Source organism: Nocardioides sp. WS12, assembly GCF_014108865.1.
In the GTDB taxonomy this organism is placed as follows: domain Bacteria; phylum Actinomycetota; class Actinomycetes; order Propionibacteriales; family Nocardioidaceae; genus Nocardioides.
The window spans coordinates 5,073,506-5,088,129 of record NZ_CP053928.1; the positions used below are offsets into that span (position 1 = coordinate 5,073,506).

Consider the following 14,624-nt stretch of genomic DNA (forward strand, 5'->3'; position numbering starts at 1 on the left):
GCCATGCAGCAGATCGGCCGTTACCCCGTCTCCCGAATCATCGGGTCCGGCGGCTTCGGAACCGTCCACCTCGGTGCCGACCCGGCGACCGGCGAACCCGTGGCGATCAAGGTGCTGGACTGGCCCGAACAGGGCTGGCGGCGCCAGATGTTCCGCGACGAGGCGGCTGCCCTGCGTTCGGTCAACCACCCCAACGTGGTGCGGATCCGCGACGTCATCGACACCCCGGACCTGGCCGCTCTCGTCACGGACTACGTCGAAGGGGCGTCACTGCGACGCGTCCTCGAGGAGGCCGGCCCCCTCGACGGCCCGCAGGCGCTGTCGGTCCTCACGGGCGCGCTCCAGGGCCTCGCAGCCGTCCATGCGGCGGGCCTGGTCCACGCCGACCTGAAGCCCGAGAACGTCCTTCTCGACACCACCGGGACCTCGCGCCTGATCGACTTCGGCCTCACCGGACCGCCGCGTGCCCTCACCGGCCCCGACACCTGGATCGGCACGCCCGCCTACCTCGCCCCCGAGGTCGTGCTCGGCCAGCACATCGACCAACGCAGCGACCTCTACGCCACCGCGGTGATGTTGTTCGAGTTGCTCTGCGGGCGGCCGCCGTACGTCGGCCCGAACCCGGTGATGACGGCGCTGCTGCACGTGCAGTCGCCGATCCCCGACCTCCAGCGCCTGTACCCGGGGATCAGCGACGCCCTCGCCGGTCTCTGCACGCAGGATCTCGCCAAGAACCCGGCCGAACGCCACCAGAACAGTCGAGCTTTCCTGACCAGTCTCAACATCGCCGCAACCCAGTCGTACGGCGCCGAATGGGCCGCCGCAGGCGCAACGCTCGGCACGCTCGTCGCCTCCACCCTGGCCGCACTGTCGGGCCTCGCGGCAGCGCCGGCCGCACTCGGCCTGCTCGGCGCCGCACCCGCGGCCGCACCGCTGGCAGCCGGCCACGCTGCCGCTGGTGCGATCGGATCGGGCGGGATCGCGGCGGGCGTCGGCGGTGTCGGTGGCGTCGGGTTCGGGTCCGGCCTCGGCGCAGGAGGCGCGGGCGTGAGCGCCGCGGGCGCCGGAGCGGGTGCTGGAGTCGGCGCGGCGGGCGCAGGTGCCGTCGGCGCCGGAGGCGCGGCAGCAGCGGGCGCGGGCGGAGCGGGGGTCGCCGGGTCCGGGGGCGGCATGCTGGCCGCGATCGGTGGCGCCAAGGGGGCCATCGCAGCCGCAAGCATCTTCGCTGTCGTCAGTGCGGGAGCCGGCGCCGCCGTACTCCTGAACCAGGACGACGACCCTGCTGCTTCGAATCCTCCAGCCGAGACGCCGCGGGACGTCTACGCCTACACACTCACCGGCGCCGATCCCGACGGCGACGGGATCTCCGAAACCACCCTCGTCGTCATGGACGGGACTGACGAGATCACCCGGCTTCCCGATGCGGGCAACCCCTCGTGGAGCACGGACGGCCGCTACGTGGCCGCCGTGTCGACCGGCAGGTTGACCGTCGTCGACACCGACAACGGAGCCACCACGACTGCCGACTGCAGTGACCCCGAGGGTTGCGCACAGGCGGCCGTCTGGGACGGTCGCGTCGTCACCCTCGACGGTTCCCGGCTCGCGAGCCATGCACTGCCGGCGCTCGACGACCGACAGGAGGTGGCGGCCGCGCCCGGCGGTATCACCTGGAACGACCTGCTGGCTGCCGGCGACAGCCTCCTCGCCTTCGGCTACGACGACTCCACCGACGGCTACCGAGGCGGCCCCGTCGCGATGGCGCATCGCATCGACGCTGAGGGAACAGTCACCCGGTTCGACAACCAGTTGCCGTCCGGCGTCTCACTCTGGGAGGGCCAGGCCTTCTCGGCCCAGTCGGCGTACGGCGGTCCGCGCGCCGCCGTACTCCAGGGCGGCAGCGGTGGCGCGTGCGTCTACGGCTACTCGCTGTTCGTCGTCGACCCGGCCCACCCGGACCAGTCGGTCGCCACGGACATGTCCGCGATGGTGGAAGGCGACGCCGCCGATCAGGAGTACCAGACGATCGACGATCTCTGGTTCGACAGGGACGGCACCTTGCGCCTCAGCAGCTCCACCAACGTCTGCGAGTTCGAGGACGACTTCACGTCGACCTCCCGCCCCGGAATCGCACAGAGCGTCTGGCGGCTGGAGGGAACGACGTGGGTGCTCGACGACGACCGGCCGCTGCTGTCAACGAACCTGTTGCCCACCGGCGCCCGGATTGACCTGACCACGACGTCCACCGCGGACCCGGCCGACATCGGCGGCGCGCTGGCACTGACGACCGACGAGGGCACCGAGCAGATCGACGAGAACGTGCTGCGCGTGTTCGCCCCGGCGACCTGACCCGTCAGCGCTGGTACCAGCGACCCACTTCGGGGCGCAGCAGCATCCAGGCCGTCGCCCCGAACACGCCCACGAGCGCCAGCAAGGGCCAGGCGCCGATCGACATGACGAGCAGCGGCAGGGCACCCGTCAACGCAGAGATGACGAGGGTGATCCGGGCCCAGTTCTGCCCGATGAACGCGAGACCGGCGAGCACGATCGCGGCGACCGTCCACAGCGCGAACCCGACGAGGACGACGTACATCCCGGCCAGCAGCGTGTTCTCGGTGAGGTCGTAGGCCTCGACCATCTTGGGCTGGTCGCGGGTGACCTCCGCGAACAGGTCCTCGGCCTGCGACGGCAGCACCGCCATCATCACGCCGATGCCGAGCAGCACGAGCGAGCAGGAAAGCCAGGTGAGCGTGCAGGCTGCCGTCAGCGGCTGCGGCCGGGTCCGTCGTACGACGGAGGGCCGGCCCGCCGGCGCAGTGTCACCAGCTGTGTCGCGAGCCGTGTCACCAGCCGTCGGACCAGTCAGGGCAGCCGGGTCGCCCGGCACAGTCGGCGCCGTCGGCGCACCAGGCGGGCGCAGCAGCCCGACCCGCTCGGCCCGGCGTGCCTCGTAGGCCTGCACCCACGGCCGTCCGGCGTACCAGTCACGCGTCGGCTGGAGCCACAGCAGCAGGATGCCGAACACCACCATGGGCGCCAGGAACCCGGCCGTCGCCATGCCGCCCACGAGCAGGAGCGGCGCCAGCAGGGTCAGCGCAAGCCGGGCGCTGGTCGAGCGCTTGAAGACCTGGAAGCCCAGGATCGCGGCTGCTGCGGCCGCGCCGGCGCCGATCAGGCAGAGCACCTGGATCAGCGACGCGAGGCCGTCGGCGGTCAGCCCGAGGCCGCTCATCGGCGGGTCCGCGAGGGCCTTTTGCAGCTTCTCCTGGGCCTCGAGCGTGTGCAGCGTCGAGATCCGCTCCCATGCCGACAGCACGACGATGATCGAGCCGCCGATGATCATCGAACCCGCGAGCGTCGCGTGTCCCGGTCGTGGCTGGTCCTGGCTCATGGCGCCCATTCCATCAGACGGTCCATCAAACCTTGACGACCAGCCCGTCGTCGCCGTGGTCCACCGTGACCGCGCCACCGTCGGCGACCTGACCGCCGATCAGCAGGCGGGCGAGCGGGTCGCCGAGCGCGGACTGGATGAGGCGGCGCAGCGGCCGGGCGCCGTACGCCGGGTCGTAGCCGACGTCGGCCAGCCACGCGCGCGCCGCCGGCGTGACCTCCAGCGAGATCCGTCGTCCGGCCAGCCGGTTCTCCAGCAACCGCAGTTGCAGTTCGACGATCGTGGCCAGGTCATCCCGGGTCAGGGCATCGAAGGTGACGATCTCGTCGAGGCGGTTGAGGAACTCCGGCTTGAAGGCCTTGCGCACCGTCGCCATCACGCCTTCGCGCTGCGCCTCGGGGTCGAGCGTCGGGTCCACGAGGTACTGCGAGCCGAGGTTGGACGTGAGGATCAGGATCGTGTTGCGGAAGTCCACCGTGCGACCCTGGCCGTCGGTGAGTCGACCGTCGTCGAGCACCTGCAGCAGGATGTTGAAGACCTCGGGGTGCCCCTTCTCGACCTCGTCGAGCAGCACCACGGAGTAGGGCCGGCGGCGGACCGCTTCGGTGAGCTGGCCGCCCTCGTCGTACCCGACGTAGCCGGGAGGCGCACCGACCAGGCGTGACACCGAGTGCTTCTCGGAGTACTCGCTCATGTCGATCCGGACGATGGCCCGTTCGTCGTCGAACAGGAAGTCCGCCAGCGACTTGGCGAGCTCGGTCTTGCCGACACCGGTCGGGCCGAGGAAGAGGAACGACCCCGTCGGACGGTTCGGGTCCGAGATACCGGCCCGCGATCGCCGTACGGCGTCACTGACGGCACGGACGGCCTCGCGCTGTCCGATCAGGCGGGAGCCGATGACCTGCTCCATGTCGAGCAACTTGGCGGTCTCGCCCTGCAGCAGCCGGCCGGTGGGGATGCCGGTCCAGGCCTCGACGACCTCGGCGATCTGCGGCGCGCCGACCTCGTCACCGACGAGCTTCTCCTCCTTCTCGGCGGCCGCGTCGGACGAACCTTCGCTGGCCTCGACCGCACTGATCTGGGCCTCGAGCGCGGGGATCTGGCCGTACTGGATCTCGCTCGCCCCAGCGAGGTCGCCCTCGCGCAGCTTGCGGTCGGCCTCACTGCGGAGCTGGTCGAGCTGACGGCGCAGTTCGCCCTCGCCTTCCAGGGACGCCTTCTCGCGCTCCCAGCGGGCGTCGAGGCTGCGCAGGGCCTCCTCCTTGTCGGCGAGGTCGGCGCGCAGCACCTCGAGCCGGTCGCGCGAGGCGTCGTCGGACTCCTTGGCGAGCGCGAACTCCTCCATCCGGAGCCGGTCGATCTGGCGGCGCAACTGGTCGATCTCCTCCGGGGAGGACTCAATCTCCATGCGCAGCCGCGACGCGGCCTCGTCGATCAGGTCGATGGCCTTGTCGGGCAACTGGCGCCCGGTGATGTAGCGGTCGGACAGCGTCGCGGCGGCCACCAGCGCGGCATCGGTGATCCGGACGCCGTGGTGGGCTTCGTACTTCTCCTGGATGCCGCGCAGGATCTGGATGGTGTCCTCGACGGTCGGTTCACCGACGAACACCTGCTGGAAACGCCGCTCCAGAGCGGGGTCCTTCTCGATCCGCTCGCGGTACTCGTCGAGCGTGGTCGCGCCGATCATGTGCAGCTCGCCGCGCGCGAGCATCGGCTTGAGCATGTTGCCCGCGTCCATCGCGGAGTCGCCTCCGGCACCCGCGCCGACCACGGTGTGCAGCTCGTCGATGAACGTGATGATCTGGCCGCCGGCGTCCTTGATCTCCTCCAGGACCGCCTTGAGCCGCTCCTCGAACTCGCCGCGGTACTTCGCACCGGCCACCATCGCGGCCAGGTCGAGCGAGAGCACCCGCCGGCCCTTGAGGGAGTCGGGGACGTCGCCGTCGACGACCCGCTGGGCGAGCCCTTCGACAACGGCGGTCTTGCCGACGCCCGGCTCACCGATGAGCACCGGGTTGTTCTTGGTACGACGGGACAGCACCTGGATGACGCGACGGATCTCGGCGTCCCGGCCGATCACCGGGTCCAGCTTGCCGTCCTCGGCCGCTGCGGTGAGGTCCACGGAGTACTTCTCGAGCGCTTCGTACGTCGACTCGGCATCCTGCGACGTGACCCGACGGTTGCCGCGGACAGCCGTGAGCGAGTCCCGCAACCCGTCGGACGTCAGCCCTGCGTCGGTCAGCACGGTCTTCGCGGACGACTCGACGGTCGCGAGCGCGATCAGGAGGTGCTCGGAGGCGACGTAGTCGTCCTTCATCGAGCTGGCGAGGTCGATGCCCGACGCCAGGACGCGCGTCAGCCCGGCCGACGCCGCGGGCTGCTGGACGGTGGCGCCACTCGCGCGGGGCAGTCCGTCGCGGACCGCGGACGCCGCGTGCACCAGCGCCGGTGCGTCGACGCCGGACTTGGCGACGAGGCTGGACGCGATGCCGTCGGTCTGCAGCAGCAGCGCGACGAGGAGGTGGATCGGTTCGACACTCGTGTTGCCCGCCGTGGTCGCGGCGAGCTGCGCAGCCTCGATCGCCTCGCGGCTGCGCGTCGTGAACTTGTCGGACCCGAAAGCGCTCATGAAGGGGAGTCTCCTGGAAGGTGCGTGGGAATGGATCGTGACACTCATTCCAACGCTCGCAAAGTTGAGTCTATTGCACTCAACTTTGCGAGGTACGTCTCACCTGGAGCCTCATGGTGGGTGGGCGAGTCCTCGCCCACCCACCACGGATGCAGGATCCGCCTGTCCCCACAACCCGCCAGTAACCCCACATCACTGGCAGTCAGCGGTCCCTGCGGCAAAAACCGTCCCACAGCCCGACCGCCTGCAACCCGTTGTTTCAGGTGCCACCGCACGCGAAACGACCCGCAGACGCCCGCGCCCTGCCAGCATGGACCCGTGGCGCGGCGGGCGGACGACATCGATGACCGGACGCCGCTCGCGGGCGCCCGGATCGACGTGGCCGCACGTATCGGCTGGCTGCTGCGCACCAGCCGGATGGCCGCCGGCGTCCGGATGCGGGAGTTCGGGGACCTGGCCGGAGCCGGGGCGCACCTCTCGCCCGCCACCCTGTCGCGTGTCGAGAACGCCGGACGGCGCAGTGGCACGGTGATCGATGCCTACGAACGAGCCCTCGGCCTTCCGTACGGCCAGCTCCGCGCTCCGATCGACGTGTTGTCGCGGACCTTCTCCTATGCACCCGAGGACGTCGAGCCGTACACGCCCGAAGCCACCCTGGCGGGCTTCTCGAGCAGCTGCGTGGCCGTGCTGGACGAACCGGCCGGCTGCGACTGGTTGCGGTTCGCCGAGTACCACGCGCACACCCCCTTCGGACTGCCCGAAGCCGCCGTACGCCCCCACATCGAACACCTCGTCAGCGAGGTCGGCCGGTCTGCGGGGACGGGCTACCAGCTGCGCTACGAGGCGCTGGCCAAGCTGCGCTGCAGCGCGTACGGCGACATCGTGGCCGACGAGATTCGAGCCGCGGTCCTCGCACCCGGCATGCAACGGGCCTACGACCTGTTGAGTGCCGTCACCGAACGGCCAACGCCCGAACTGGTGCACTGGTGCGGGGAACTCCTCGCCCACCCGTCCTGGCAGATCGCTCGCGCGAGTTGCCTCGGCATCCAGAACATGCGCAGCGTCGGCGGCCTGCGGACGCGCGACTGGCTGCCGCTGGTGGCACCGTTCGCGGCCGCCTGCATCGCCGCAGTCGACGACTCCCGGCGCGGACCGATCCTCAGCGCGACACTGGCCTCCTGCCCGCCCGAGTTCCGGCGCGAGGTACGCACGGCGGTCGGCTTCGACCTACCGCCGCCCCGCAAGGCGGCCACCTGGACGCACAGCCGTCGCAATCGGCACTTCGCCCACGCGGCCCGGATCTCCGCGGAGATCGCAGGCAACACCGCAGGCGAGAGCGTGCTGACGCGCCTCCTCTTCGAGGTGCTCTACGACTTCCGCGCGACCCACGTCGTCACGTCGGGCTTCCTCCTCGTCGCGTCACCGTTCTCCGAGGCGGTCCGCGAGCAGCTCTGCATCGCAGCACTGGAGGGGCCGGACGAGACCACCCGGCACGGTGCGGCCTACGCGTTCGCGAACCTGATGGTGCCCTTCGAGGTCGCCGACCCCGCCCCCTGGCTGGCGTCGTCCGACCCTGCCCTCCGGGCCGCCGGGCTCTCGATCTGCGGCTTCGCCGGGGTTCCCTTGCCCGCGGCGACGCTGACCGACCTGGTGGCCGCCGACGACGAAGTGTCTCGTGACGCGCTCTTCGCCGCCGGCATGGCCGGTCAGCCCGAACTCGTGACGATCGCGTCGTCCCACGCCGAAGCGGCGATCCGGGATGCGGCTCAGTGGTGGATCAACGCGGGCGGTCGCGTCGTCGGGTGATCGCCCCGGTCAGTCGCCGTCGATCTCCGGCGGCGCCTCGTGGACGGGCAGCGCGACACTCGTGGCGGTCTGCTCGTCGACCAGCGCCAGCTTGCAGAACTCCTCGCCGAACGGCGTGAGGTGGACGCTGCGACGCACGACCTTGGCGAACTTCACCGAGTGCATCGCGGCCAGCACGTCGGGCTGCGCCTCGAGAACCTGGTACTCCAGGTGGTCGTGGACGGCCTCGCGCGAGAACCAGATCAGGCCCAGGCGGAACAGGTTGTTGAGGTACGACGGCACCTGCTCGCCGTAGCGCAGGCCGGCCCGCGCGCCCACCATGTTGAGGCCCGGGGCGATCAACTGGCTGCTCATCATGCCGATCGGGCCGCCGGTGCGGACGTCGACACTGGGCTGGGGACCGTTGCGCAGCAGCATCACCAGGATGCGTGCCTCGTCGGGTGCGAGCTCGTCGAGGATCCGGTCGAACGCCGGGTGACGGTCGTTCTGACCCCATACGTCGCGGGACTTCTCCAGCAGTTCGTTGCCACGATCGCGCAGCGACAGCGGTCGGCTCGCGACCACCTGTCCGTCGACGACCGGGGCAGACGAGCTGTTCTCGCGAGAACGCTCGACACTGCTGCTGATGCCGTTTCCGTTGCCGCCGAGCGACTCGCCGACGCGCAGGAAGGCAGTCCCCATGGGGGTTCCGTCCGCAAGGGTGCGGGCCAGGTCGCCCACGGCACCGACGACGGATCCGACTTCGCGAATCAGGGAGGCAGCCTCCTCACGGTTCGTCACGGCCTTGCCGACGCGCATCCAGTTGCGGGCCGTCGTACGCATGCCCCAACCGGCGGTGTGCAGGGCGGCCGAACCGGCCACCCGCGCCAGACCGGGAAGGGATTCGACCGCGGACGGACTGGTCAGCGCAGGCAGGCGCGGCAGGTCTTCCCCACCGACACCCAGGTTCTCCGACGAACTTGATTCTCTGGCCACGGTCACATCCTCCATCAAAACCGCCTTGGGCGTTCCGCCCCGCACCCTGCTGGTCACACCCACGAGACACGACTCACGGCGGGAAGCCGGGGATCATGCCCCAGTTGAAGATCGCCAGGTGGAGGAACCCGCCCGCGGCGCCCATCACGGCACCGTGGAGGTAGAGCATCCACTCGTCCTCCTTGATGGCCGAGCGCATCATCTCGACGAAGTCGGTCGGCGGGAGTTCCTTGGTACGACGTGCGATCAGCACCCGGATCTTCTCCGACTGCTTGCGACTGAACTCCGCGTCACGGAACGGCGTGATCGTGCGACCGACGGCCTCCTGCGCGAAGGAGTCCTTGATCCGGTCGTACCGCTTGCCGCCCATGGCCACGTTGACCGCGCCACGAAGCGGGCCTGCGGCCTTGTCGATGGCCGGCCGCATCGCGGTGGCGATCATCTGACGCGTGCGGTCGCCGCGGGGACCGTCCATCAGGAAGTCACCGATGCGTTCGAGCGTGACGACGTCCTCCGCGATGATCCGGGCGTAGACCTCGGCACACTCGTCCTGGCGACGCAGGAACAGGCCCTGCACCTTGATGCCGAGGATCCGCTTGGGCTCCGGCGGATCGAAGATCAGCCACATGCCGAGCAGGTTGGTCGTCCATCCGACGAAGACGCCGAGCAGCGGCAGCAGCCACCAGATGTGCCAGGTCTGGTCGACGATCGCGACCGGGATACCGAGCAGGAAGCCGAAGATGAACCCGAAGGCCACCATCAGGTTCAGCTCCTTCTGGCCCACGTCCTTGAAGACCCGCACCACGAGGTCGGGGTTCTTCCGGAAGTGGTCGATGACCATGATCTTCGGGTCGAGCAGCTGGTCGATGTGGACACCGATCTCATCGGTGATCGTCTTGACGACGGCCGGCAACTGGGCCTGGACGCGGTCAATGACGGCCGTGCGCACGGGACGGGGCAGGTCGCGCCACAGCTTCGGGTGCTCCCGCAGCATGACGTCTTCAACGAGCTCCGGGAGATCGGGGCGGAACACATTGACGATGTGCTCGGCGATCTGGTCGGGCTCGAGTTGCGCGTAGAACTCCGCAGGCGTGCCGAGCTTGGCGATGACCTTGTCGACAGCGATGCTGCCCATCTTGGCGGCCCGTGCCGGAACGATGCCCTGCCAGCCGAGGCCACCCTCCATCCAGCCCGGGATCTCCTGCAGCTTGCGCGGCATGAGACCGGTGACCTCCTTGAGGCCCGGCACCTTGAAGCCGTGGAACTTGACGGGCGAGAACAGCATCCACAGGCCGGACCAGTTGATCAGCCAGCCGATGATGCCGGTGAAGAACGGGATCGAGATGAACGCGAACCAGTCCACGCCATGGCTTCCGGTGAGATCACCACTCACCCAGTCCCTGAAGAAGTCCCCTATCGCGTCCACACGCACCTCTCGTCCTGTTGGGCCCCGCCGCGCCCCATTGCCACTGACGGTCCCGACGGGCTGAGGCTAGTGCCTCTTGTCGCGATTGGCACGAGGATCTCAGTCACGGTGTCGCAGGAAAGTTTTCCGGTCAGCACTCCAGCCGCCCGAAGGACGGCCGCGCCGTGAGGCTCGAGAGACGGAGCCCGCCGTCGAGCACGATGCCGTGGGCCGACATGGTCGTGTTGCCCAGGCGGATCGCTTCGGGCGAGGCCTCCGTGAGCACCGTGAACGCGCCGGGCGATCCGCCGGCGCCCCGGGCGGCGCCGATGGTCGTCCGCGGCGTGCCCAGGTTCTGGACGGTCCCGTCAGTGATGGCCAGGGCGGCCTCGGGCAGGTGGACGGGGCGCGACGTGGTCAGTCGAAGGCTCAACCGTCGACCGATGATCGGTACGTCGACGGTCGGAATCAGGCAGAGGTCAGCGAACCGTCCCTCGCCCAGGCGGACCAGCGCCGCACCCTGGTCCTCCCCCGCGACGTCGCGACCGACCACCCCGCCGACGGAGTCGACCCCCAGCACCATCTCGTCGGCGGTGCCGCCACTGGTCGCCATCACGATCGGGTGGACCGAGGTGATGACGACCTGGATGTACCCGAGGATCGCGAGCGCCGATGGCGACGCTCGCCACCGTGGCTGGAGCAGTCAGCCGCAAGAACTTGAGGGGATCGACCCGACCCATACCCGGCGGTGGCACGTCAGCGGCACCCATCAGTACTTGATCGGAAGGTTCTTGCAGCCCTGGGCCGCTGCACCGCCAGGGACGACCTCGATCTTCAACTTCTTGAGGTTGACCGGGCCTTCGATGACGGCGTCGTAGAGGTCGCCCTTGACGTTGTAGAGGTCGCCGACATCGGAGTCGACGCTGAAGAGTCGGCCGTTGATCCCGGTGTAGCTCTCGGGTCCGTCCAGCGGGTTCACCACATCGACGCCGCCGGACTGCCACGTCGTGACGCTCTGCACGGCGACTCCGAGTTCCACGTTTCCGCGCAGGAGGACACCGTTGCCATTGGTGTTCGGCAGGTTGGTCGACGTGACTGCCGTGGCATCGAGCTGGACGTTCTTGCCCGACACGTCGGTGACGTTGATGTCGTTCCCGCCGGCGGTGATCCTGATCGTGTAGTCGACACCGAGAAAGCTTTCGGTCTGGGACACGCAGAAGCCGTCCAGGGTGCCGTTCGCGAAACCCATCCGGAGGACGTACTTGGTGCTGTCCCCGCTCCCGGATCGCAGCGTGATCGGCACGACCCCGAGGCCGACGTTGGTGGTGCTCAATTTGGCGCTGCTGAACTGCGACTTCTCGCCCTGGACCACCAGCCCCGCACCCAGCCCCATCACCGTGCCGGTCCAGAGCTGGGAGACCATCCAGCCGAGTACGGCGAACGCACCGACGTTCATCACCGCGACCCGGCGCCAGCGCGTACCCATGCGGGCCACTGCGTCCGTTTCCATGGCGCCTTCCGTTGACGTCATGGGGTCACCTGGATGACCGTGTTGGGCAGGTTGAGCGTGGTGGGTGATCCGGTGCAGCCGCTCGACTTGTTGGTGTTCATGTAATAGACCCAGGCGTCGAGCTCGAGCCCCGGAATGTTGTCCTGGGTGGCAATGGAGGCAAGGATCGACCCCCACAGGCTGTCGTCCCCGGCCAGGTCTCCGACGGTGGTGTTGATCCCGAAGATGTTGACCTTGATGTGGGTGTCTGCCCGCAGCCACAGGTCGGTGAAGACGCAGGAATCTCCGACATTCCAGCCAGCGCTGCCCTGGTTGCTCGGGGTGAAGGAGAGCTTGTAGTCCCCCGTTCCACTGGACGTGGGCGCGACCACCGAGGACTGCGGAACGACCGTCATGTAGGAGTTGCGGTGGATCTCCAGGTTCTTCAGCCGCATGTGAACGAGCATGGCGTTGTCGTTCTTCTCGTACGACGTGGACCAGCCGTTGTCCTGGTACAGCGTCCGGTCGAACGGGCACGTACCGAAGGCACCCCACCTCGAACTGGTGGCAACGTTGCTCGGCCCTGCCGACTGGCTGCCGTCGGCGAACTTGAGGATGGTGGGCCGGGCGATCGTGGAGTCGTTGCGCTGGAAGGCGCCGCAACTGGTGTATTGCCGGGTGAACTTCCCATCGGGAAAGGTGATCCCATCGGTCGTGAACGCCGTGCTGCTGCCGGTCGCACCACCGGTGTCGCCGTTGCTGTACCCGAGACGCATGTGGATCGGGGCGTTGGGGATGCACGGCTTGACGGTCGTGCCGTTGCCCAGCGACAGGGTGTTGCCGTTGACCAGGCCGCTCAACGCTCCGGCGTCCTTCGCACAGGCCGGCATCGCCGCCGCAGCGGTCGGCAACCCACCGGAGTCAGCACGGCCGGGCCCGGCCCCGAACGGAGGTGCCGCGACGACGGCGCAACTGAAGACGAGCACCGCGGACAGCACCAGGAGCCGTTGTCGGCCCACTCCGCGCCCGAGGGCGTGATCCCGACGGTCGGCCCGGTCAGCTCGCCTGGTCAGGAGTCGCATCGCCACCGGTCAGGACCTCCTCCGATGAGTTCGCGTGCGCGCCCCGGGCATCCCGGGGCCCGCGGCGCGAACGACGCGTTCGCTTCTCGCCCCAACCCCAGATCATCGAACCTCCGACGATGGCGAGCAGGGTGCCGATCAGGAAGCCGCCGAGGTTGGCGGCAATGAATGCCGCCAGGCCCAACAGGACGCCGACGATCCCGCACAGTCCGCGGTACAGCGGCGCGAACACCGCAACCAGCGCGAACATCACCATCGCACCGCCGAGGATGTAGCCCGCCGAGGAGTTCCACCCGCCGCCGACCACCATCGTGAGCGGCGACCGCGAGAAGTGGATCACCGCCGCACCACCCAGTCCCAGCCAGACCGCGCCCCAGAACGGCCGCGACCGGCGGAAGGCCCGGAACCACAGACGCACGGCCCGCAGGCCGCCGGCCGTGCGGGCGAGCACGGTCTTCTCCATGTCCACCACCACCACACTCATGAGACGCAACTCGCCTTCGTTGCCGTCCCCGGAATCATCCGGATCTTCAGATCGGGCAGGTTGATGTTGCCCTGGAGGTCGATCCCGTAGGACTTGCCGTCCAGGTTGCCGATCTGCATCAGCTTGGCCTGCAGGCCGAAGGCACCGGCGGCTCCCGGGTTCGGGTTGCCCGTGCCCATCGTCAAGGTGTCCGCCGACTGACCCAGCGTCATCTGCTCGATGTTCTCGCCGTTGCCCGTGAGGCTGTCCGAGGCGAGGAACAGCTTGTTGGCCGTGATCTTCTTGGTCGGATCGGTGACGGTGCCGTCCACCGGCTCCCCGCCGGTGACCACCAGGGAAACGGTACCCAGCACGCCGCCCAGGTCCTGCTTGGCGATCGCACAGAACCCGAAGAGGTCGGCCTGCTGGAAACCGATCTGTGCCACGGCCGTCGAGCCGGACTTCTGCGCCTGCGCGTTGATGTAGCCGGCGGCGTACTGCCCGACGACGCGGTCGGTGTAGATCTGATGTGCCTGGTCCGACGCCGTGAAGTTCACGGCCAGGACGCCACTGCCGACCATCGAGAACAGCCCGGCCACCGCGACGACTCCACCCATCAGGGGAAGCAGGGTCCGGCGGCGGGTGCCCATCCGGGCCTCGGTCGAGCGTTCAGCCATGGCGGCCGAACGCTCGCGCACCGCGCGAACGCCGTCCGCAAGGCTCGACACGGCGGTGTCCCGAATCCGTGCGCGCACGGACCGGGTGCGCTTGCGTGCGCTCACGGCTACGCCCCCGCCTCGACGCGCCCAGCTCGGCGCGCGTCGCGGGCAGCAGCGCGGCGCTCGGCACGGGCAGCGAACTTCGCCAACTGCTTGTCGGTGTAGGGCGTCCAGGCGAACACGATGCCGGAGCCGATGATCCCGAGGATCATGCCGATCAGCCATCCGCCGAGATTGGCCAGGGGCAGCGACGCCACCGACATCAGGGTGGCCATCAACGCCGGGAAGTGGCGCTGCGCGGGCAGGACGAGCGCGATCAGTGCAGCGAGGATCATGCCGCCACCCAGCAGGTAGCCGGCCATGGCACCGGCACCGAGCTCGAGCGTCATCGACGCCGAGCCGATGACCGGCTTGACGACGAACCATCCGCCGAGCGCCAGGATCACGCACCCCGCGAGTGGACGCGTACGACGCCACCGGTTGGCGGCATGCAGGACCGTACCGACGTGCGAACGGCCGGTCCCGGTGTGGTCAGGTTCCGTCACCGGGGAGGCCGATTCGTCCGGCCCGCTCTGCGCGATGAGGTTGATTTCGTGTGTGCTCACAGGTCTCTCCTTGGTCCACAGCAATGCGGGTCGATCGGGAGGACGGGCACACCGGAGCTCCGG

General features: G+C 69.1%; 12 protein-coding genes. 2 read left to right on the forward strand and 10 right to left on the reverse strand.

Going from position 1 to position 14,624, the window contains the following annotated elements:
* Window positions 1-3 precede the first annotated feature (3 nt).
* Window positions 4-2,346: a serine/threonine-protein kinase gene (locus tag HRC28_RS24640; protein WP_182377974.1), complete on the forward strand. Its 2,343-nt coding sequence runs from the start codon at window positions 4-6 to the stop codon at window positions 2,344-2,346.
* A 4-nt stretch (window positions 2,347-2,350) separates the two neighbouring features.
* On the opposite strand, the gene HRC28_RS24645 is transcribed toward HRC28_RS24640, so the two are convergent.
* Window positions 2,351-3,388 (reverse strand): hypothetical protein, encoded by a 1,038-nt coding sequence (locus tag HRC28_RS24645; RefSeq protein WP_182377975.1) that lies wholly within the window; start codon window positions 3,386-3,388, stop codon window positions 2,351-2,353.
* Between the two features lie 25 nt (window positions 3,389-3,413).
* A complete protein-coding gene (clpB, locus tag HRC28_RS24650; protein WP_182377976.1) occupies window positions 3,414-6,017 on the reverse strand; it encodes an ATP-dependent chaperone ClpB in 2,604 nt (867 codons plus the stop codon).
* Between the two features lie 318 nt (window positions 6,018-6,335).
* Between clpB and HRC28_RS24655 the strand changes: the two genes are divergently transcribed.
* Complete coding sequence (locus tag HRC28_RS24655; RefSeq protein WP_182377977.1) at window positions 6,336-7,823, forward strand: helix-turn-helix transcriptional regulator; 1,488 nt, start codon at window positions 6,336-6,338, stop codon at window positions 7,821-7,823.
* Between the two features lie 9 nt (window positions 7,824-7,832).
* On the opposite strand, the gene HRC28_RS25225 is transcribed toward HRC28_RS24655, so the two are convergent.
* The 8 genes from HRC28_RS25225 to HRC28_RS24695 form a co-directional block, all read right to left on the reverse strand.
* Complete coding sequence (locus HRC28_RS25225; RefSeq protein WP_202033176.1) at window positions 7,833-8,798, reverse strand: Abi-alpha family protein; 966 nt, start codon at window positions 8,796-8,798, stop codon at window positions 7,833-7,835.
* Between the two features lie 73 nt (window positions 8,799-8,871).
* The gene (locus tag HRC28_RS24665; RefSeq protein ID WP_237111640.1) at window positions 8,872-10,161 is read right to left on the reverse strand and encodes a hypothetical protein; all 1,290 of its coding nucleotides are present in this window, start codon (window positions 10,159-10,161) and stop codon (window positions 8,872-8,874) included.
* A gap of 193 nt (window positions 10,162-10,354) precedes the next feature.
* Window positions 10,355-10,816 carry a hypothetical protein gene (locus tag HRC28_RS24670; RefSeq protein ID WP_182377978.1) on the reverse strand — a complete coding sequence of 154 codons (462 nt, stop codon included), beginning with the start codon at window positions 10,814-10,816 and terminating at the stop codon, window positions 10,355-10,357.
* 156 nt (window positions 10,817-10,972) lie between these two features.
* Window positions 10,973-11,734, reverse strand: a complete 762-nt coding sequence (locus tag HRC28_RS24675) for a DUF6230 family protein (protein WP_182377979.1) — start codon at window positions 11,732-11,734, stop codon at window positions 10,973-10,975.
* Window positions 11,731-12,780 (reverse strand): hypothetical protein, encoded by a 1,050-nt coding sequence (locus HRC28_RS24680; protein WP_182377980.1) that lies wholly within the window; start codon window positions 12,778-12,780, stop codon window positions 11,731-11,733. Before HRC28_RS24680 ends, HRC28_RS24675 begins: the two co-directional genes overlap by 4 nt.
* Window positions 12,749-13,258, reverse strand: a complete 510-nt coding sequence (locus tag HRC28_RS24685) for a DUF6114 domain-containing protein (RefSeq protein WP_182377981.1) — start codon at window positions 13,256-13,258, stop codon at window positions 12,749-12,751. The genes HRC28_RS24680 and HRC28_RS24685 overlap by 32 nt, the downstream gene beginning before the upstream one ends.
* Window positions 13,255-14,019 carry a DUF6230 family protein gene (locus HRC28_RS24690; protein ID WP_182377982.1) on the reverse strand — a complete coding sequence of 255 codons (765 nt, stop codon included), beginning with the start codon at window positions 14,017-14,019 and terminating at the stop codon, window positions 13,255-13,257. Before HRC28_RS24690 ends, HRC28_RS24685 begins: the two co-directional genes overlap by 4 nt.
* Window positions 14,020-14,021: 2 nt before the next feature.
* Entirely contained in the window at window positions 14,022-14,561 is a 540-nt protein-coding gene (locus tag HRC28_RS24695; protein ID WP_182377983.1) for a DUF6114 domain-containing protein, read from the reverse strand.
* Window positions 14,562-14,624: the final 63 nt, after the last annotated feature.

What these genes read in the sequence shown, in the direction of transcription:
- HRC28_RS24645 (WP_182377975.1), bottom strand. Translation starts at nt 3,388, where the DNA reads ATGAGCCAGGACCAGCCACGACCGGGACACGCGACGCTCGCGGGTTCG.
- HRC28_RS24670 (WP_182377978.1), bottom strand. Translation starts at nt 10,816, where the DNA reads ATGGCGACCAGTGGCGGCACCGCCGACGAGATGGTGCTGGGGGTCGAC.
- HRC28_RS24685 (WP_182377981.1), bottom strand. Translation starts at nt 13,258, where the DNA reads ATGAGTGTGGTGGTGGTGGACATGGAGAAGACCGTGCTCGCCCGCACG.
- HRC28_RS24675 (WP_182377979.1), bottom strand. Translation starts at nt 11,734, where the DNA reads ATGACGTCAACGGAAGGCGCCATGGAAACGGACGCAGTGGCCCGCATG.
- HRC28_RS24640 (WP_182377974.1), top strand. Translation starts at nt 4, where the DNA reads ATGCAGCAGATCGGCCGTTACCCCGTCTCCCGAATCATCGGGTCCGGC.
- clpB (WP_182377976.1), bottom strand. Translation starts at nt 6,017, where the DNA reads ATGAGCGCTTTCGGGTCCGACAAGTTCACGACGCGCAGCCGCGAGGCG.